At 58.9% G+C, this 19852-nt stretch carries 20 protein-coding genes; 8 read left to right on the top strand and 12 right to left on the bottom strand.

Annotated elements, in window-relative coordinates:
* Window positions 1–67: 67 nt before the first annotated feature.
* The 3 genes from GRX64_RS01790 to GRX64_RS01780 form a co-directional block, all read right to left on the bottom strand.
* Window positions 68–469, bottom strand: coding sequence for a hypothetical protein (locus GRX64_RS01790; RefSeq protein WP_166263484.1), 402 nt, complete (start codon window positions 467–469; stop codon window positions 68–70).
* Complete coding sequence (locus GRX64_RS01785; protein ID WP_166263483.1) at window positions 462–1814, bottom strand: GMC oxidoreductase; 1353 nt, start codon at window positions 1812–1814, stop codon at window positions 462–464. Before GRX64_RS01785 ends, GRX64_RS01790 begins: the two co-directional genes overlap by 8 nt.
* A 355-nt stretch (window positions 1815–2169) precedes the next feature.
* Window positions 2170–2871, bottom strand: a complete 702-nt coding sequence (locus GRX64_RS01780) for a lytic transglycosylase domain-containing protein (RefSeq protein ID WP_166263482.1) — start codon at window positions 2869–2871, stop codon at window positions 2170–2172.
* 370 nt (window positions 2872–3241) lie between these two features.
* On the opposite strand from GRX64_RS01780, the gene yghU reads away from it, so the two are divergent.
* The 3 genes from yghU to GRX64_RS01765 all read left to right on the top strand — a co-directional run bounded on the left by yghU (window position 3242) and on the right by GRX64_RS01765 (window position 6347).
* A complete protein-coding gene (gene yghU, locus GRX64_RS01775; RefSeq protein ID WP_166263481.1) occupies window positions 3242–4102 on the top strand; it encodes a glutathione-dependent disulfide-bond oxidoreductase in 861 nt (286 codons plus the stop codon).
* 236 nt (window positions 4103–4338) lie between these two features.
* Window positions 4339–5325 (top strand): ribonuclease Z, encoded by a 987-nt coding sequence (locus GRX64_RS01770; RefSeq protein WP_166263480.1) that lies wholly within the window; start codon window positions 4339–4341, stop codon window positions 5323–5325.
* Between the two features lie 173 nt (window positions 5326–5498).
* Window positions 5499–6347 carry an eIF2B alpha/beta/delta subunit family protein gene (locus GRX64_RS01765; RefSeq protein ID WP_166263479.1) on the top strand — a complete coding sequence of 283 codons (849 nt, stop codon included), beginning with the start codon at window positions 5499–5501 and terminating at the stop codon, window positions 6345–6347.
* 79 nt (window positions 6348–6426) lie between these two features.
* Here GRX64_RS01765 and nfsA read toward each other — a convergent pair whose 3' ends face one another.
* The gene (nfsA, locus tag GRX64_RS01760) at window positions 6427–7164 is read right to left on the bottom strand and encodes an oxygen-insensitive NADPH nitroreductase (protein WP_166263478.1); all 738 of its coding nucleotides are present in this window, start codon (window positions 7162–7164) and stop codon (window positions 6427–6429) included.
* 195 nt (window positions 7165–7359) lie between these two features.
* The gene (locus GRX64_RS01755; RefSeq protein WP_166263477.1) at window positions 7360–8595 is read right to left on the bottom strand and encodes an NADH:flavin oxidoreductase/NADH oxidase family protein; all 1236 of its coding nucleotides are present in this window, start codon (window positions 8593–8595) and stop codon (window positions 7360–7362) included.
* A gap of 83 nt (window positions 8596–8678) precedes the next feature.
* On the opposite strand from GRX64_RS01755, the gene GRX64_RS01750 reads away from it, so the two are divergent.
* Complete coding sequence (locus GRX64_RS01750) at window positions 8679–9104, top strand: MerR family transcriptional regulator (RefSeq protein WP_166263476.1); 426 nt, start codon at window positions 8679–8681, stop codon at window positions 9102–9104.
* A 105-nt stretch (window positions 9105–9209) separates the two neighbouring features.
* Window positions 9210–9389, top strand: a complete 180-nt coding sequence (locus GRX64_RS01745) for a hypothetical protein (RefSeq protein ID WP_166263475.1) — start codon at window positions 9210–9212, stop codon at window positions 9387–9389.
* 97 nt (window positions 9390–9486) lie between these two features.
* On the opposite strand, the gene GRX64_RS01740 is transcribed toward GRX64_RS01745, so the two are convergent.
* Window positions 9487–10494, bottom strand: coding sequence for a zinc-dependent alcohol dehydrogenase family protein (locus GRX64_RS01740; RefSeq protein WP_166263474.1), 1008 nt, complete (start codon window positions 10492–10494; stop codon window positions 9487–9489).
* Window positions 10495–10820: 326 nt separating this feature from the next.
* Between GRX64_RS01740 and GRX64_RS01735 the strand changes: the two genes are divergently transcribed.
* The 3 genes from GRX64_RS01735 to GRX64_RS01725 all read left to right on the top strand — a co-directional run bounded on the left by GRX64_RS01735 (window position 10821) and on the right by GRX64_RS01725 (window position 13523).
* Complete coding sequence (locus GRX64_RS01735; protein WP_166263473.1) at window positions 10821–11201, top strand: SpoIIAA family protein; 381 nt, start codon at window positions 10821–10823, stop codon at window positions 11199–11201.
* A gap of 226 nt (window positions 11202–11427) precedes the next feature.
* Window positions 11428–12204: a hypothetical protein gene (locus tag GRX64_RS01730; RefSeq protein ID WP_166263472.1), complete on the top strand. Its 777-nt coding sequence runs from the start codon at window positions 11428–11430 to the stop codon at window positions 12202–12204.
* 167 nt (window positions 12205–12371) lie between these two features.
* Window positions 12372–13523: a mechanosensitive ion channel family protein gene (locus GRX64_RS01725; protein WP_166263471.1), complete on the top strand. Its 1152-nt coding sequence runs from the start codon at window positions 12372–12374 to the stop codon at window positions 13521–13523.
* Window positions 13524–13535: 12 nt separating this feature from the next.
* Here GRX64_RS01725 and GRX64_RS01720 read toward each other — a convergent pair whose 3' ends face one another.
* From GRX64_RS01720 to GRX64_RS01695, 6 genes are all read right to left on the bottom strand, one after another.
* A complete protein-coding gene (locus GRX64_RS01720; protein WP_166263470.1) occupies window positions 13536–14327 on the bottom strand; it encodes a sulfite exporter TauE/SafE family protein in 792 nt (263 codons plus the stop codon).
* Between the two features lie 130 nt (window positions 14328–14457).
* Entirely contained in the window at window positions 14458–15159 is a 702-nt protein-coding gene (locus GRX64_RS01715; RefSeq protein WP_166263469.1) for a glutathione S-transferase family protein, read from the bottom strand.
* Window positions 15160–15184: 25 nt separating this feature from the next.
* On the bottom strand, window positions 15185–16375 hold the full coding sequence (locus GRX64_RS01710; protein ID WP_166263468.1) for a CaiB/BaiF CoA transferase family protein: 1191 nt from the start codon (window positions 16373–16375) through the stop codon (window positions 15185–15187).
* Window positions 16376–16541: 166 nt separating this feature from the next.
* Window positions 16542–17678 (bottom strand): ABC transporter permease, encoded by a 1137-nt coding sequence (locus tag GRX64_RS01705; protein ID WP_166263467.1) that lies wholly within the window; start codon window positions 17676–17678, stop codon window positions 16542–16544.
* A complete protein-coding gene (locus GRX64_RS01700; RefSeq protein WP_166263466.1) occupies window positions 17675–18601 on the bottom strand; it encodes an ABC transporter ATP-binding protein in 927 nt (308 codons plus the stop codon). The genes GRX64_RS01705 and GRX64_RS01700 overlap by 4 nt, the downstream gene beginning before the upstream one ends.
* Window positions 18598–19629 carry an HlyD family secretion protein gene (locus GRX64_RS01695; protein WP_207308694.1) on the bottom strand — a complete coding sequence of 344 codons (1032 nt, stop codon included), beginning with the start codon at window positions 19627–19629 and terminating at the stop codon, window positions 18598–18600. Before GRX64_RS01695 ends, GRX64_RS01700 begins: the two co-directional genes overlap by 4 nt.
* Window positions 19630–19852 lie beyond the last annotated feature (223 nt).

The raw sequence follows: 19852 nt of genomic DNA, 5'->3' as shown, positions 1-19852 counted from the left end.
CCCCAAATTCGGGGCCTTTTTTGAAACGAGAGATTGATCGCGCTCGCTCCGATCGGTCATGCCCCCATCATTGCTCTTCGATGGCCCGTATACTTGCCGAAGCGCCTGCGTGCAGGTAAGCCAGAGCGTACAGCTCAAGTTCGGTCTGCGTGTAATAAAAACCTTTGTAGACCATAAGCGGTTCACGTCGCGTCAGCTCGGTCAATTTTTCATAGTTTATTCCATGGCGTGTTGAGATGACGCCTTTGCGCGCCATCTCTGAACGCAGTGCCGACAACGACCAGCCTGCCGAATAATCGCTGAATTGGGGGTCTGCGAGCTCCGCAAGCTGCGCACTGAGGGAAAGTGCGGGCGCGTCTGTGTCGCCAGGCCCGGGGCGGCGGTCCATGGGCAGAATCCGGGCACAGCCGCCGATGCTGAGCCATGCGGCCATGCCTCCGAGCCCGATGAGCAACGTGCGTCTATCCATGCGGATCCCCTCCCAAAGAGCGGGCAATGTGCGCGCCCAGTCGCAACGCCATCGCCACTATAGTATACGTCGGATTGGAGGCACCACCGGCAGGAAAAACCGAGGAACCGGCGACGTACAGGTTGTCGGTGGTGTGCACGCGGCAGTTGCCGTCGACAACGGAATCGGCCGCTGACCAACCCATGCGTGTTGTCCCCATCAAGTGTCCGCCGCTGTGGAGCTTGAATTCGGGCCGCAAGGTGGAGGGGCGTCCCAGTCCAGACTGCAGCAACGCCTTACCGAACCGGTGCCAGCCCTCGCGAGCCAGATCCTGGTAACGGTACTGGAACTCAACGCGTGGCATCGCAATTCCAAGGTAATTGCGCTGGTCGCTGTCGCGTACGGAGTTTCTGAAATCCGGCGCAATCTCGGCCCGAATGGTGACGGGGGTATGAAGCACCTCGCGTCGCTTTCCGATCAGTACCGTTGAGGTCTTCTGCCTCAGGTTGAAATCGGCACTGAAAGACAGGACGCCGTGCTCAACGCAATAGTTGTCCGATAATTGCAACGCATGCACCACACGTGGATCCTCTTGGATGCCATTTGGGAGCCTTTCCCGATCCAGATATATGTCGGCTACTGCGTAAAGGTGTGGGTGCTCCATGAGGCCGAGTCCGACGGGCATGTTCTCAACGATATTGGAGAGCTGCAGCAACCGAGGGTTGCCCACCCCACCGCAGGCAAGGACGAAGGTGTCGGCCGTCACAGACATTGGAGGGCGCCGGGGCGCAAGCGAGGCTTGAAGTTCCATGGCTGTGACGGTGCACCCCCGGGTTAACAGGCGGAGTCCGGTGGTGCCCAGTATCAGGTCGACGCGGGGGTGATGCAGGAAAAAGGAATGGTATTTTTTATTAAACCGGACCGGCGGACTCAGGTAAAAGGGTTTGTAAACCAGCTCCGATGTGCCTGCAATGGCGAGTGTTGGTTGCCGATAAGCGTCGTCTGGCAATTCGATCATGTGGGCGGCAGCGGGGTACCAGCGGTCTATTTCCCGGTAAGGAATCGGCCATGCCTGAGCCCTGAAGGCTCGCTTCTCCAGCACAGCGCAAAACCCGCCCCAGATGGTCGAGCTGCCGCCAAAGCAGCGTTGCGTGTGCATGGGGAAATAATCGTCGGTCAAGTCGCCCACTAACTGAACGCTCCCGAGGGTCTGAATCGTTGGGTGTGGTTCCAGTAACCCGCTTTCAATAACAGCGATTTTAAGGGCGGGTATTTTGGACAATTCGAGCGCCGTGGAGATACCGGCGGGACCGCTGCCGAGGATAATAACGTCGTAATGACGGTGTTTAACTTGATCGAGAATCATGGCTTCAGCCTTCCCCGCTGGCTTGCTCGGACGCACCCGAAAACGTCACGCACTTCATTCAGTATTAGCGACATCGGGTGCTGAAAGCATGTGATTTTTTTTAAGCCCGCCGACACCCGTTTCCTGTCCGTCGGCGCCCAGCGCAGGGGCCAGAGCCTTTCACGTGCGTTTCATTGCAAAGAATAGCCTATACCGAGGCGTTGGCTTCGGAATTGTCGGAGGACATTGGCGAGAGGTACGGAAGTCTTGGGTATTGGGGCTCATTTCGCCGCAGCGGCACAGGTTGTGGCGTGATGGCTGGTGGCGTGATGAATTGAGACGTAATGGGTTGTGGCGCGGTGGCGCCCAGCGCGCACTAGCGGGAGGCGTAGCGTTCCCGCAAAATACCCACCCGCTCAACATAGGCCTTTGTTTCGGCAAAAGGCGGTATGCCGTTATAGCGGCCAACGGCCCCGGGGCCTGCGTTGTAGGCCGCGGTGGCCAGTCGGGTGTCACCGCCAAACCGCTTGAGCATCTTGGCCAGGTAATTGACTCCACCGCGGATGTTTTCCGGGGCCCGCATGGCATCCCGTACGCCCAGTTCCCGCGCGGTGGCCGGCATCAGCTGCATCAGCCCCTGGGCACCTTTGGCGGAGAGAGCCTTATCATTGAAGGCCGATTCGGCATGGATAACCGCCCGCACCAGAGCCGGGTCAACATCAAATTCCAGGGCCGCGGTTTTAATTTCATTCCGGAACGGTTTCCGGAACAACGGTGTGGTGCGCCAGTTGACGGTGGAGTTGGGGTCGCAGGCATAGCACTCAAAGCGAATGATTTCGTACTCGTGGGTGGCCGGCTGAATACTGGTGTAGGCAACGACGCCGCGTTCGTCCTTGTAGCGAAACACCACCTCGTCCTTGCTGGAGGCACGTTTGCGCTCACGCTCGTTGATGTTGGTGAACTCCACCGACCCGTCCGGGTGCACGATACGTTTAATTGTATCGGCCATGACTGGCAGGGCGAATGCCAGTGCCAGAATTGCCAGTGAGGGGAGCAGGGTTCGTGTGCCGCTTGTCATTATTCACTCTTCGGGTACGCGATCAACGGAGCGTCGGCCGCTCATACTGCAGCGGCCACACACCGAAGTATACGACCTAACGCCGAGGATGAAAGCATCGGCTTTGTCATAGAAGTGTTACGTTTCGCGTACTTGTCGGTCAGTTCACATCCATTGAACGCCCACGGATGCGTTACGATGGCCAGGAAGATGGTTTACTCAGCCGCTGGCGGATGCCATCCACCATCCGGACAACCCCAGCCTGTGTCATCAGGATCAGGCACAGTATGCAACAGCGCAACCGAGGCGATAGGGTAGAACTAATAGCTAACCCGGGTGCGTACCAGTAAGGTCAGACCATACTTCAATACCAGAAATCGAGAGCGACGCTATGACCGACACAACCTACACACCGCCGAAAGTCTGGACATGGGACGCAGCGAGCGGTGGCGAGTTTGCCAATATCAACCGCCCAATTGCCGGCCCCACCCACGACAAGGCATTGCCGGTGGGAAAGCACCCCCTGCAGCTCTATTCCCTGGCGACACCGAACGGGGTGAAAGTCACCATCATGCTGGAGGAATTGTTGGCCAAGGGCATTGACGGCGCGGAATACGATGCTTATCCGATCCGGATAAAAGACGGCGATCAGTTTGGCAGCGGCTTTGTGAGCGTTAACCCCAACTCCAAGATTCCGGCGTTGCTGGACCAAAGCGAAACCCCGGCGCTCCGGGTCTTCGAATCTGGCTCAATCCTGCTGTATCTGGCTGAAAAATTTAAGGCCTTCCTACCAACAGACCTTGCCGCGCGCACCGAGTGTCTGTCCTGGCTGTTCTGGCAGATGGGCAGTGCACCGATGCTCGGCGGTGGTTTTGGTCATTTTTACGCCTACGCGCCGGAGAAGTACGAATACCCGATCAACCGCTACACTATGGAGGTCAAGCGGCAACTCGATGTGCTTGACCGCCAACTGGCTGACAACCAATACATTGCGGGCGATGAGTACACCATTGCGGACATGGCGATCTGGCCCTGGTACGGCGCGCTGGTCATGAACAAGGTCTACGATGCCGCCGAATTTCTGCAAACGCACACCTACAAGAACGTGCTTCGCTGGACGGAAGAGGTGGCACAGCGGCCAGCGGTGCAGCGGGGGCGTATGGTGAACCGAACTTGGGGCGAGCCGTCTGAGCAACTGCACGAGCGGCACAGTGCGAGCGATTTTGAGACCAAAACGCAGGATAAACTCTAGCGAGCCTCTGAGCGCCCCGAAGGGCAACGCCTGAAGCACCCATCTGCAGCGTCGCGCCATTTGCAAAGGGCAAGCGGCCATTCGCTGAACGGCGGGTCTTGACCCTGGGCGCTTCCCTCTGGGCCGAGAGCACAAGGAGTTGTTCAGGGGTCCCTGGTTGATCGACGGGGGATCGCGCCGCTTTGACAGGCGCGGTCGACGCCAAAATCACATCAGCGAGCGGAAGTGGGCAAACCATGGAATTCACTTTTTTGGGTACTTCGGCGGGCACCCCGACCAAAGCCCGTAATGTGACTGGGCTGGCGCTGCGCCATGGGAGCCCCAGGCAGTGGTATCTGATTGATTGTGGTGAGGGTACCCAGCAACAGTTGCTGCGCACCCGGTATTCGCCGGTGCAACTGCAGGCTATTTTTATCACGCATGTTCACGGCGACCACACCTTTGGCTTACCAGGTTTGCTGGCGAGTGCGTCCATGGCTGGGCGGACCGAACCGCTGCCGATCATCGCGCCGGCATCGCTTCGGCCCTTCATTGAGGTTGCCCTGAGTCATACCGATTCAAATCTGGGGTATGAGCTGGAATTTATTGATTCCGAAGCCCCGGATTTTCGCTGGCAAGACCAGGCTGTTGCGGTGACTGCTGCAACACTTTCCCACCGGGTTCCCTGTCGAGCATTCGTGTTCACCGAGAACAATCTCCAGCGGCGGCTTCTGACCGATGCGCTTCGGGAGGACGGTATTGACGCCGGCCCCGTTTGGGGCCAACTCCAGCAAGGTCAGGACGTGACGATGGACGATGGCAAAGTGCTCAGAGCGAAGACGTATACGCTGATTCCACGAACACCGCGCCGGATTGTAGTGGCTGGCGATAACGATACCCCCGAGCTGTTGGCGGACGCCTGCCAGAACGCGCACGTGCTGATTCATGAGGCAACATACACCCAGGCGGTTTCCGACCGCATTGGTCCGTGGCCCCAGCATAGTTCCGCCGCCCAGGTGGCTCGGTTTGCGGATGCGATCGGTGTGCCCAACCTGGTGCTCACGCACTTCAGCTCGCGCTACCAGTTCCGATCCAGCCCTCAAACCCAGAGCAGCTCCGCACCGAACATCGAGGAGGTCGCCGACGAAGCACGATCGATCTACCGCGGCAATCTGTGCCTGGCTCAGGATTTTGCGGGTTACCGGCTGACTCCGGATTTCGTCCTCGAATTGATGACCGAATAGTCATGCCGGGCGGTTGATTCTGATCAGCGTCGGGAGGATGCTTGGGGTGAACCCTGCCGGTGGCTGCCAACGTCGCTGAGGCACCGGCCGGTAGGCAATGAACGGCATTGACACCTGTGACAGTTGCTTAAAAGCGAGCGGAATGTCGGAAAGCATAACGTCAGGATGACCTCATGAAACCGCAAGATACTTTCTTTAAGAAATCGTCTTTGAGTACCACGCTGTCCGAGCACAGTGTCTTTGACAGTGCATCGAGCGATACCTCTTCGTATAAGCCACCCGCCCACGATACTTTTGAAGAAGCGATAGACGCCATTGTCAACGACCGGCAGCACGGCTCGTCAATACTGGCCGACAGAATCTGTGCCGAGTTTAAACGGCTGCGAGGTAATAAGCAGTCGCTACAGAAGTTGTCCTGGGCCTTTGCGCGATTACGCACCATCGACCGGTCCATGGTGGTGGTTTACCACCTGCTGGATGCGTTGGAGCCTTATATCGGCGATCACTTTTTCACCTGGCTGGAGGCCTATGAGGCGCGCTGGCTTGGTCTTGATGAAGTCATTGCCAAACGCCTGATCCGGAGAAAGGACTGGCGAAACAAGCGCATTCTCACCCACAGTCACAGTGGAGTGGTGATCCGGGTGGTGGCATGGGTTGCGCATAGGATGCCAGGCCTGGAGATTTGGCAGACCCGCTCCGAACCTGAGGGTGAGGGTGCGTTGCAGTTCCAGGCGTTGCGGGACGCCGGGATTGCGACACGGCTGGTTGAGGACGCCGATTTGCCCCGCGTGGCCAGCAAACTGGACGCTGCCTGGCTGGGTATGGATCAGTACAATGACCGCCATTTTGTGAACAAACGTGGCAGTCGTGGCATCGTGGCGACGATGACGGCGCTGGGCAAACCTGTATTTGTGCTGGGGGATTCCCGGAAACGCCTGCCGAAGTTGCGATATTCCGGGGATGTTTTTGAAGAAGTACGGTTTACTGAGGGAGTAACGTTGATTACTGAGCGGACCGGTTAGTCTCAGGGCCGATACATCGAACCGAATCGCCACGGACGGGGCTACGGCCCCCCGTCTGTGGTGTTGATCACCGTGGTGATTACTTCATCTCAAAGCCCTTACCTTGCAGGAACGACCGCATGTGTGGGCGCAGCTTGGAAGTAAACAGCGGTTTCAGCTGTTCCGACCAGGTGGTGTCCTTGTTGCCCCCGGTACGCTCGAGGTAATACGTGCGCATTTCGCTGTCAAACGCAGCGATCTGGTCGATGTCCTGCTCGTCCTGGTAGTAATCTTCTTTCAGGATGGACGCCAGCGGCAGCCGGGGTTTGATCTCGGGATTTTGATCGGGGTAACCCAGGCACATGCCGAAGACCGGGTACACATGCTCCGGCAAACGCAGAATGTCGCTGACGTCGGCGGGGTTATTGCGGATACCGCCGATATAGCACAACCCCAGGCCTTCGGATTCTGCTGCCACGGCAATGTTCTGTGCCATCAGGGCCGTATCAACACTGGCTACCAGTAAGTGTTCCGTCATACCTCGGACCACCTCGGCTCCCGCGCGCTCGGCAGCACCGGTCGAGCGCTTCATATCGGCGCAGAAGACCAGAAAGTCGGAGCTGTCGGCAACGTAGGCCTGACCTCCGGCCAGTTCGGCGATCTTTGCACGATTGTCGGGGTTCACCACGTGAATGATTGAATAGGCTTGCACATGGCTTGACGTTGCTGCGCTCTGGCCAGCCCGAATCAGCTCCTCGAACAACGGCCGTGGAATTTTCTGGTCGGTAAAGTTGCGAATGGAGCGGTGGGATTTGAGTAGTTCGATGGTCGGGTTCATGGGGCCTCATCGGTGTGTGATTGGTTGAGCCAAAATACGGAATGGTCTCATTCTGCCTGCTAAATCGCCGGGATGCGACCGGGTGAGGACATGCCGTGCCGGCTGCCGGTCGTAGGCAGGTGTATCCGGCCGTTGCGGTCACGACTCGCGCGGGTCAGTGACACAGCCATTTCACACCCATGCTTGACCGGCGCATCAGCTCGCCTGACTCACGTTCCGTCGGTAGTTTTTGGTCAGACCCGCCAGTCGATACTGGTCCAGGACGATGGACAGAATCGCCGACAGTCGCCTGGCTGGTTTACGGTTGGCCCCCATGCGCCGGAGTTGTCGGCGCACCAACGCCATATTGGCAAGCCCGCCCAGGGTCTTGTCTTTCCAGTGCACCTGGACGATATCACCGCTGGCGTTCGGTTCGGTGCGCCAGCGCGATGGCAAATCCGGTGCCTGCGCCAGTGCACTGGCCATGCCCACCAGCTCGACGCCGCTGGCCAGCACCTCCTGGGCAATGGGCAGGCGGCGGATGCCACCGGTCAGCATCAGCGGCATCGGTGATGCGGCCGAGAGTACTTTGGCAAATTCCAGAAAGTAGGCCTCTCTGGCCAGGGTACGGCCATCGGCCGTGCGACCCTGCATGGCTGGTGATTCATAGCTCCCGCCGGAGAGCTCTACCAGGTCAATGTTGAGCTCGGCAAGTGATCCCAGAACCTGTTCGGCGTCTTCGATATCAAACCCCCCGCGCTGAAAATCCGCGGAATTGAGTTTGACGGCAACCGCAAAGCCGGGGGCCACCGTGGTCCGGATCCGGGCGGCAATGTCCCTCAACAACCGGGTCCGATTCTCCAGACTGCCACCCCAGCGATCACTGCGCTGGTTGGTCAGGGGTGACAGGAACTGGGCCAGTAGGTAGCCGTGGGCGGCGTGGATTTCAACCCCATCAAAGCCGGCACGTTCCGCCTGGGCGGCGGTTGCAACAAAGCGCTGAATCACATCCTCGATATCCGAGTCTGTCATTGCCCGGGGCAGTTCAAACAACCCTGAGTGTTTGCCAAGCGCCAGGCCAACTGCAGACGGAGCGATATTTTTACCCGCCATCTTACGGAATACCTGCCGCCCGGGATGATTGATCTGCATCCAGACCTTGGCGCCATGACGATGCACCACCGACGCCCACTCCTGAAACGGCGCCAGCGGCGTGTCTGCTTCCAATGCCACCCCACCAGGCCCGGTCATGGCGAGCCGGTCCACCATCACATTGCCGGTAATCAGCAATCCGGTGCCGCCGCGAGCCCATTGATCATACAGATTGAATAACTGACGGCCGGGCAGTTGCCCCGGCGCGGCCAGATTCTCCTCCATCGCGGCTTTCACCAGACGATTTTTAAGCTCGCCACCAGAATTCAGTGTGAATGCATCGAATACCGCTGCTGACATGAAATGACACTCCTCGCGTGGTCAATACGAACAAGGTAACATTCAAGCTGACTTTAAACTCAAGTGTTAGCTGGGACTGAACGATGATGCAGATTGGGCAACTCGCCAAAGCTGTGGGCCTCAAAAGCAGCGCGATTCGTTATTACGAAGACAGAGGTTTGCTGCAGGCTTCCGGGCGATCGGCCGGCGGCTATCGATTGTTTGATGACGCCGCATTGCAACGGCTGCGGCTGATTCAGTTTGGTCAGCGCCTGGGGTTTTCACTGGATGATCTGCAGGCGCTGTTCGGTCAGCATGGTGGCTGGGACCATGACGACATCCTGCAACGGCTGGACGAGAAAATGGCGGAGGCGGCCGCGCTGATCCAGGCCCTCAACGACAAGCAAGCGACCATGCAGGCACTGAAACGCACACTTGAGGCAACCTGGACCCAGGGCGCTTGCCTCGGTTCGGACGAGCTTGCCGCCATCGTCGGGCAAGTACCGGTGAACACCGGAGGCGAGCATTAACGTCGGTGGACAGGACCATGGTTGGCGCAGGCTGAACCATCAGCCACCGCGGCCAGGCGATGGATCTGACGACCGTCCCAGGCCTTATTGCAGGAGGCATTCGTTATGGGTACGTTGCTGATAATCCTTGGGGTGCTTTTTCTCGCCCTGGTCATTCTGATTCCGCTCATTGAAAAGTACGCGCCCAAAGGCGAGCCCCGCGATATAAGCAAACTGTCCCGGTTTGTGTTTCCTCTTTTGGCGTTGTTAATCGTGCTGCAGATGATCCGGTACTATTTTTTCTGAGTGATCTCACGCCGGGCGGGTGCCCAATGGATCGCGCAAGCGGCCCGCCATCGGGGTGGGCCGCTGTGAGGTGTTCCACCTTTCCTGTAGGACGAGGTCAGAATGTCAGGCAGATTTTCCCGAAGTGACGCCCGGATTCTTCATGCCGGAAGGCATCGGCGATCTCTTCCAGGGCAAACGAGCGATCAATAATTGGCCGCAGGCCATTGGCTTCAATGGCGCGGATCATCGCCAGTTGATGGGCCCGGCTGCCGACAATCAATCCCTGAAGGCGTGCCTGTTTGGCCATCAATTTGGACGTGGGGACTTCGCCAGACCGGCCCGTCAGCACACCGATCAGTGAGATGTGACCGCCAATTCGCACGGCGTCGATCGATTCGGGCAGGGTGCCCGGGCCCCCGACTTCAACCACGTGATCAACGCCCTGGCCATCGGTCAGGTCTTTCACCCTCTGGCCCCAGGCCGGTGTGGTTTTGTAATTTATGGTGTGATCTGCCCCCAGCGCCTTAAGCCGTTCAAGTTTCTGGTCTGATGAGGAGGTGGCAATCACCTGGGCACCCATAAGCTTGGCAAACTGCAGTGCGAATATGGAAACCCCACCGGTACCCAGCGTCAGGACAGTATCTCCGGCTTTGAGGCCGCCATTGACCACCAGTGCCCGCCATGCGGTCAGGCCGGCCGTGGTCAGTGTGGCCGCTTCGGCATGGCTATAACCCTTGGGGGCACGGGTAAACCAGTTCTGTGGCCGAATGACCTGTTCACGGGCATAACCGTCCTGGCCATCACCCGGTGTCGTGGTGAAGTTGTCGATGGGTGCGGGGCCGTCCAGCCAATGCGGAAAGAATGTCGACACCACGTGGTCACCGATCTGGAAATCCGTTACACCTTTACCGGTCGCTTCAACGACACCCGCCCCATCCGCCATGGGAACACGACCGTCCTGACTCGGGATTGCACCAGTCACGACGGCATAATCGTGAAAGTTGAGGGAGTTGGCGTGGATACGGACCCGGAGTTCACCAGGCCCCGGTTCGCCCGGTGCAGGGCTATCACTGATCTTGAGTTGGTCCAGCCCGCCTGGACTGGAGAGCGTCACGATGTTCATCGGATGGTCCTCGCGATTGTAAGTGGCTTGTTCATCAGGGATTGCCCGCCAGCGGTGAGATCCCCTCGGTGAGTGTGAAAACCAGAATAGCATTGATTGCGACGGATGGAGTTATCGTGTCCCGGGCTGAACAAATACGCGTTCCGGCTGTCTTAAATCAAGGCAAGTATTATCGCCCTGTGGCAGTCTGATTGTGGGTTGGTGTTTAAAATCCCGGGCCTGTGGTTTGGGTTAATAAGACACCAACAATGTGTTTACTGGACGGCTCGGGAGTTGTTGGTTACCGCTCGCTCGTCCGGCGTCACTTCAACAAGGAGAACTTGGAGATGACTACTAAACGGCATGGCCTGTCAATCGGCATCGATCGCGTCGGTGACCACGTCTTTGTGTCCATGAAAGCACAGGGGAAGCTTACCCACGAGGACTATAAAACCATTACACCAATGATCAACTCTGCACTTGCCACCGTGAAAACCCGGAATGTAAGGGTCCTGTTCGATGCAACCGATCTCGAGGGCTGGGAGGTCCGTGCGGCCTGGGACGATTTCAACCTGGGCCTGGAGCATGGCAATCAGTTTGAGAGAATCGCAGTTTTTGGTCACAAGAGTTGGTCGGATGCCGTTGCGAAAATTGGCAGCTGGTTTATCGCGGGTGACTTAAAGTTCTTCGAGCATGAAGCAGACGCGATTAAGTGGCTGAATCGATGAGTTAGGCCACTCGCAACACCCGGCCCGAACGGGGGTGCGACTGGCGTCAGATTGAATCAACTCGCGCCCATGGCTGGGTGGTTCGGGGAACTGTCGGCCCATCGCAGGCGATCAAAAAAGCAACGGACTGAGCCAGGCAATCGTGCTATTTTTAACCTAAGGCTGATGGCTTTACACCCCGGAAGCGTGTGGAAACGCTGGAGTAACCGGTATATAGGGAGGCGCAATGGCCAATCTGTCTACAGGTGCAAAACATTACGTCCTCATGTTGATTCCCGGTCTGTTGCGGGAGATTGATGAATTCGGGCTACGGCATGTCATCGACAAATCCCACCTGTCTGAACAAGACGTTACGTCCCTTTATTTTGATTTTGTTGTCATTAACCGGAGGCTCCCCGAAGACCCGGAGGTCATTGATCCCGACCTCTGGGGCGATTTGGTGCATTGCGTTCAGATTCTGAGCACGCTGGTTAATGAGGCCGCTCAGGATGATTTGACGGTGGCCCGAGAACAGGCAATCAGTCAGTTTCTGCCCCATGCCCGCAGTAGCCTGAAACACGAATTCGAACGCCGTCGAAAAGAGGGCACAGTGGATTTCCGGCTGGCGGGGATCGCCCGTCTTGATGCCTCGGCTGACCATAATGAAACCGTCTGTATGGAAGCGATCAAACTGGAACGCCAACAACGTTTCGACTCCATGATGAAGATAAATCCCGAAGGCCTGACCCGACACCAGGCGAGCATCGTTGATGCGGCAAAACAATTCGCCCGTCAGCATATGACCGATCCACCGGAAGCCTTTGGGCTGCTGGATTTGCTTATCCGGTTGGTGGACTTGCTCAAATTGGTGCTGATTCTGGAACGCAGTGTGAACCTGGGTAAGGCGACACTGTCGGGCAACCTCACCATCGAGAATATTGTGCTCGGTATTGGCAATATTCTGTACCGCGAGGAGTTGGGGCTTAAGGTGTCCCCGGTCGCCCAGACCCGAAAACAGTCCTAGCCGCGCCGCAGTACCGGGTCGATAACCCGACCCGGGTGCGCCAGGCCAGGTTGGTTCAAACCAATCCCTTGGACGGCACGCCGCCGGTCCGATGTTGCCTTTCGCTTTCACTCATTCTGTTCATGCGCTAATTTGCAGGTTCCAGTCTGAAAATTCAGGAGCTTGGGATGTTGCAATTGATCGAGGCCGGACTTAGCGCATGGTTGACGCCAAGCCTGACTGCGCTGCTGGCCGTGGTGGCAACCTACCTGATCTACCGTTTGGCACTGGCGATCATCCGCCACTTCTCTGAGCCCACTGCCGTTGCACGATTATTTTTGGATGCGGCGGCTCGCGCGCTCGGTGTTTTTCTGTGTCTGCTGGTACTGAACGTTGTGTTGGCGGCGGCACCTGGAGATTTGCCGTGGCTGGACACCTTGCAAAGCCTCGCCACTTTGTTGCTGATTCTGGCTCTGACCTGGGCTCTCGTGCGCTGCACTTCCGCCATTGGCGAAGTGATTGTAAAGCTGAATCCGGTGCTGGAGGGGCAGTGGAAACGCGCCCGGAAGGTCGAGACCCAAACCCGGTTTCTGGTGCGGGGTCTGAATATCCTTATCGTTATTGTGGGTCTGGGCGCCGCGCTGATGACGTTCCAGTCCGTTCAGCAACTGGGCGCCAGTTTGTTGGCCTCGGCCGGCATTGGGGGCGTCATTCTTGGCTTTGCGGCACGTCCCGTGTTGGGTAATTTGCTGGCCGGCATGCAGATCGCGCTCACCCAGCCATTTCGGATTGACGATGTGCTTCGGGTCGAAGACGAGTGGTGCTGGGTCGAAGAAGTGACGTCCACATACGTGGTGCTGCGCGTATGGGATTTGCGCCGTTTGATCGTTCCGCTGCAATGGTTCATTGAGAATCCGTTTCAGAACTGGTCTCGGCATTCGGCGGAGATTATGGGCAGTGTCTACTTGTGGGTTGATTACGCCATGCCGGTTGCGCCTTTACGGGAGGAGTTTGCCCGTTTGCTGCGGGCCTCCAAGCTTTGGGACGAAAAGACCGAGACCGTGCAGGTCACCGACTCGGATGAGCGGGCCCTGGAAATTCGCTTTCTGATGAGTGGTTCCGATTCCAGTAAGACCTGGGACCTTCGCTGCGCGGTTCGCGAAGGGTTGGTGGCATTCATTCAGGCCCGTTATCCGGAACATTTGCCGCGCATGCGGGCGCAAGTATTGGAGGTGCGTGACAGTGACAGCCACAAAGCCCCATCGCCAGCCCGAGCCTCCGGCAGTCCCCCAACAACCACGAAACCGGCGTCTGGAAAAGGGGCTCGCGGCGCTGGTTGAGTCGGTGCCATCTCACAGGGCGTTATACAACATCCTGCCGGCCACCAGCAGCAACAGGCCACCGAAGCAGCGCTTCAGGGTCGGGGCTGGAATCTTGTGACTGAGGGTGACACCCACCGGGGCCATCAACACGGTGAATACAGTAATCAGTGCGGCCGCTGGCAGATAGACGTACCCGAGAGTCCAGTCAGTGATGGTCTGATTCCAGCCGGAGATTACGTAGCCGGCAGTACCCACCAGTGCCAACGGAAATCCGAGGGTGCTGGAGGTGGCCACTGCGCGTTGCATGGGAATATTGAAAAACACCATCAGGGGCACCATGACGTTGCCGCCGCCAATGCCGGCCAACCCGGACAACGTGCCGCTGAAAAGCCCGAGCACGGAAGTCCCTGCGGCACCGGGCATGGTGCGGGCGGGGTCGGGCACCCAGCGGCTGAGCATGATGAGGGAGACCACCAGGAGGAAGCAGGCAATCCCTATCTCCAGCACAACGGCCGGCAAACGGGCAGCGATGAAGCCACTGAGGAAACTGCCAATCACCACCAGCAGGGCCCAGCGCCGGAAGATCGGCCAGTCCACCGCCTTGCGTTTGATCTGTGCGCGGGCAGCGGAGATGGAGGTGAAAATAATAGTGGCCAGGGAGGTGGCAACCGCCGAAATAACCACAAATTCGCCGGGATAGCCCTGTGCGGTCAGGATCAGGATCAATGCCGGTACAATGACGACGCCACCGCCAATACCAAGCATCCCGGCGAGGATGCCCGCCACAATGCCGAGAGCGGAGCAGGCGAGAATCAGTTCCATATCGTTACCTTGAAGCTGTGTGCTGTTGACGGTGGTTGGCAGTACCGGTGACTGGTCCGGGTAGGACCGGAGTGTTGAGGTCCGGCGCCCATGTTAAAACAGATGCCTTCAAAACACCGAATTCAATCGTTTACGGAGTCTTATCACCCGTCTGGCTGTTCTGGCCAAACAGAATGCTGCGTTCGTGCTCATCCGGCGGCGCGCTGCGGCGGAACTCCTTGCCGAGGTTGACGCCGGTCTGCACTGCGGGGCGTTCTTTGATGGCGGTGCGCCAGCGCCGCACCTGAGGGAATTCTTCCAGTGTCTGGCCCAGGGGTTTGGCGATCAGAACCCAGGGCCAGGACGCCATGTCTGCGATACTGTAATCATCGCCCAGCAGGTAGGGCCTGGTCTGCAGCCGTCGTTCAAGCACACCGAGGCAGCGATTGTATTCATTGTTGTAGCGCTCAGCGGAATAAGGATGGTCGCCTGACGCGTAATTGACAAAATGGCTGACCTGGCCGGCCATGGGGCCCAGATTGCCGACTTGCCAGAACAGCCATTCGTACATCTCCTTGCGCCCACGGGCGTCGGAGGGCCTGAACCGTCCGGTTTTCTCGGCCAGATGGAGCAGGATAGCGCCGGACTCGAAAATGGGCAACGGCGTACCGTCGACATCGTGATCAACGATGGCCGGCATACGGTTATTTGGGCTGATGGCCAGGAACTCCGGGCTGAACTGTTCGCCCCGGCCGATGTTGACTGGAATCATCCGGTAATTGAGGCCACATTCCTCCAGCATGATGGACACCTTCCACCCATTGGGGGTTGGCCAGTAATAGAAATCGATCATAGGTCCTGCTCCGTATGAGTAGCCATTATTCGGCGGCCACGATGCCATACCGAACCCATTGGGCCAGCGTATCCTGATCGTATCCGCACGCGGACAACACAGCGAAAGTGTCTTGCCCCAACGTTGGCGCGCCCACCGGCGTTTCGCCGGTACAGGCGGAAAATCGGGCCGGCGCACGCGCCTGGCGTAGCCGGCCGGCCAGGGGATGATCGTATTCGTGGAGCACATCGTTGGCCTGTACCTGGGGGTGACTGAGCAATTCACTGCGGGTCAACACCGGTGCGCAAGGTACGTTCTCGGCCTGGAATTGGTCTAGCCAATAAGCCGCTGAACGGGTGCGGACGACGGACTGAATCAGGTCAAGGCGGGCGTCAATATGGGTCTGTCGCAATTCGGCCGTCAGGAAGCGGGGGTCGTCCAGCCATTCGGGTTTATCCAAGGCGCGAATCAGGGCATGCCATTCCCGGTCATTCTGCACCGCGATGGTGATGTAACCGGCCGCGGTTTCGTAGATCAGGTCCTGAAAACTGGCGGCGGCCTGCTGCGGCAGTTCGCCCTGCACGAAGGTTTGGCTGCCCATGTCCGAGCCCCAGAGAAATGCGACCACGGTGTCCAGCATGGACAAACGAACGTGCTGGCCTGCGCCATTGCGTTCCCGGGCAAACAGGGCGGCGGTGATGGCCTGGGCAGCGGTAACGCCGGTCAGTTTGTCCGGCAAGATGGTGCGCACCAGCTGTGGCCGTCGCTCATCCGAGCCGGCCTGCACTGTGGCAAGTCCCGACAGACCCTGGATCAGCGGGTCATACACCGGCCGGTCCGCGTAGGGTCCGGTTTCACCGAAACCACTGATGGAAACATAGATCAGGTTGGGAGCCACTTCGCGGAGCCGATCCTCACCCAGACCCATGCGTTCAATCACACCGGGCCGAAAGTTCTGCACGAAGACATCCGCCGTGGCTACGAGGTTCATAAGGGCGTCCCGTCCGGCGGGCTCTTTCAGGTTGATGGCCACCGAGCGTTTGTTGCGATTGTTGTTGAGAAAAGATGCCGAAACACCGTTCTGGCGGTTGGCTGCCGAGCGCGTAAAGTCGCCCCCAGCGGGGTTTTCGATTTTGACCACCTCCGCACCCTGATCGGCCAGCATCATGGTTGCCAAAGGGCCGGATACCATGGCGGTCAGATCAATAATGCGAATGCCGTCTAGCGGGCCTGTCATTCCAGCGGTCTCCTGTTACTCCAGCGCCTGACTCCGAATGGCCAGTGCTGATGAATGCGCCGACACTGCGGCGAGCTGCGTGTTGCTCCATGGTATACGCACGCGCCGGCCGATTGAATGCGTTAAACGCGGTATCGGCGTGACGGGAGCCGGGACGGACGTCGTGTTAGTCCAGCGTGCGCCTGTAGCGTAGCAGGCCCAGCAACAGGATGGCGCCGGTAAACATCAGCAGCGGCCAGAGGTGCGGCCAGAGCTGACTGAATTCGTTGCCCTTCAACATCAGCCCGCGGATAAACCGCAAGAAATGGGTCAGGGGAAGCACCTCTCCGGCGTACTGTGCCCACCCGGGCATACCGCGGAACGGAAACATAAAGCCGGACAGCAGGATCGATGGCAAAAAGAAGAAAAACGACATCTGCATGGCCTGGGTCTGATTGTTGGCGAGGCTGGAAAAGGTAATGCCGACGGTCAGATTGGCGACAATGAACAGCAACGTACCGGCGAGCAGCAAACCAAACGAACCCAGCATGGGAACATCGAACACCCAGCGTGCGGCCACCAAAATCACGGCGACCTGAATGTAGCCGACAAAAATATAGGGCACGATCTTCCCGACCATCACTTCTATCGGCGAGACAGGCATGGCGAGCAGGTTTTCCATGGTGCCGCGTTCATGTTCCCGTGTCACCGCCAGACCGGTCATCACGATCATGGTCATGGTGAGAATGACGCCCATCAGGCCCGGTACAATGTTGAACTGGGTGATGCCTTCGGGGTTGTAGCGGCGGTGAACCGTGAACTCAAACGGTGGTGCTGTGCCTCGCAGATTGGCCAGCGGCCCCCGCAGATCCTGCGTCAGTGCCTGCTGCTCGAGTCGGCTCAGCACCGCCAGGGCATTGGAGGTGGCGGCCGGGTCGGTGGCATCGGCCTGCAGAAGCAGCGAGGGGCGTTCGCCACGCAGCAGCCGACGGGTGAAGTCCGCGGGAATCGACAGCACGAATTGAACGTCGCCTTGGGCCAGAAGCGCGCTGGCCTGGGCTTCGTTCCGGGCGTGGTGGGTCAGGTCAAAATAACGCGTGTGCCGGAGTGCCGCGACAATGGTACGGGTGTAAGTCGATTGGTCTGCGTCCAGTATCGCCATCGGCAGGTGGCGGGGGTCGGAATTGATGGCGAAGCCGAACAGGGTCAGTTGGAGCACCGGGATTCCGACCATCATCGCAAACGTGAGCCGGTCCCGGCGCATCTGGATAAATTCTTTGCGCACCATGGCCCACAGCCGGTCCAGTGAAAACCAGCGGTTCATTGGGTGTCCTCCTGCCTCTGCATCAGGCGGGTGAAAATGTCTTCCAGTCGGGGCGATACCGGGTGCACCTGAAACCCCGGTTTTCGAGCAATCGCGTCCATGGTGCTTTTGAGCGCTGCGGTGTCGGTGCCGGAGACGTAGAGTCGAGTACCGAAAGGCACAATCTGTTGTGCCGCGGGCACGGATTTGAGCGTGTCCCCAAGCCGGTGAATGTCTGTCCCATCGATGGCCCAGGTGCTCAGCTCCGACTCTGCCACCAGCGACTGCGGGGTGCCATCGGCGAGCAATCGGCCGGAAGCGATATAGCCGAGGCGGCTGCAGCGTTCAGCTTCGTCCATGTAATGGGTGGACACCAGCACAGTAATGCCGTCGGCGGCCAGGTGATGAATCTGGTCCCAGAAGTCGCGCCGGGCTTGGGGGTCTACTCCGGCGGTGGGTTCGTCCAGGAGCAGCAAACGGGGTTGGTGCAACGTGCAGGCGGTCAGTGCCAGGCGCTGTTTCCAGCCGCCAGACAGGGTGCCGGCCAGTTGATGCTGGCGATCCGTCAGGTTGAGGCGGTCGATGGCGGCGTCAACAACGTCCTGCCGCTGCGTCATGCCATAGATCCGCGCCACAAAATCCAGATTTTCGCGAATGGTGAGGTCTTCGTAAAAACTGAAGCGCTGGGTCATATACCCCACCTGGCGCTTGATTTGGTAAGCCTCACGGAGGAGGTCGTGACCGAGGCAAGTGCCGGTGCCCTCGTCGGGTGTCAGCAAGCCACAAAGCAGGCGAATGGTGGTGGTTTTGCCACTGCCGTTGGGGCCCAGGAAACCAAAAATGTCGCCCTGGTCTATTTCGAGGCTGACATGATCGACGGCCAGCTTGCCCTGGAATGACTTGCTGAGTCCTTCCACATGGATCACCGGGGCCGGGGCTGTCATGGCGGCACAGTGTCCGGGGCATGCACATCCACTGGCTGCCCGGGGTGTAAGGTCGTCGAGCGGTCTGTCCGGGGCTCGGCGTCTACCCGATAGACAAATTTATCGCGGGTGTTGCGGCTGTAAATGAAGGGCGGGGTGTAGGCGGCTTCGCCACTGATAAAACGTATGGTGGCCTGAAAGGGCGTGGCGCAGCCGTCACAACGGACCGTCACCTCATCGCCGGTCCGCAACTGGGCCAGTGCCGTCTCGGGCACAAAAAAACGAATTCGGAAACGGTGCGGTGACAGCAATGCGACCACCGGCTGGCCGGCGGGCACAAACTCACCCGGACGAAAAAGGATGTCCTGGACCTGTCCGGTGTCGGGTGCGGTCTGGGTCTTTTCGGTCAGGCGCCATTGAATTTGCTCCCGTTGCGCTCTGGCCGCGGTCAGTTGTGCCTGGGCGGCGGCAATGCGATCTTCCCGCTCACCCAGGCGGGCGATATCCAACTGCGCCCGCAAAGCCCGAACCTGCTGCTGGTCGCGCTGAAGACGGGTTTGTGCGTCGTCGCGTTCGGCCTGGGAGGCTGCGCCCTCGGCCGCCAGCGTATCGACGCGTCGCCATTGGTTGCGAGACAGGGTTAGCGCTGCCTGCGCCTGCCGATACTGGGCTTGCAGCACTTCAAGTTCCGCCGGCCGTTGGCCTTTCTGGAGGTCGGCGAGGGTCGCTTCGGCGGTTTTGACCCTGGCATCGGCTTCCCGTAACGCCGCGTCCTCGGGTGCCCGGTCGAGTGCAAACAATGGTTGCCCGGCCTGAACCTGGTCCCCGCGTTCAACGTCAAGCTGTGTGAGCATGCCCGGCAAGGGTGCGCCGATGTACAGCGTGTCACCCTCCACATAGCCCTGCCAGGGCCAGGGTTCGGATTCGCTGCAAGCCGTCAGAGCCAAGGCCATGACCGCCACCGCCGTCACTAGCCTGAGTCTGAGACCGGCGGACAAATGGGCGTGCCTCCGGTGCCTCCCATCCTGAGGTGCGGTCGTCTTAGCCATGCGGGTGTCACTTTCCTTAGTGTCATGTACAGGGCTTGAGCATTCTTTTTAATATTAGTTCAGGAAAGAGTGTTGCTGGAGCCAAATCGCCACGACGTGGGTGCCTGACCAGCCCGTGAGGCCTGGTCGGGGCAGTGATCATAGGATGGCGAGCTGGCGGGGCCGGTCCGAATCGAGGTATTCAACCCGTTCACCGGGTGCGCTGTAACAGGGGTAGGGCGGG

The sequence above is a fragment of the Marinobacter caseinilyticus genome (genome assembly GCF_011074955.1).
In the GTDB taxonomy this organism is placed as follows: Bacteria; Pseudomonadota; Gammaproteobacteria; order Pseudomonadales; family Oleiphilaceae; genus Marinobacter; species Marinobacter caseinilyticus.
The sequence above is the reverse complement of the archived record's forward strand: the minus strand, read 5'-3'. Positions and strand labels throughout refer to the sequence as shown.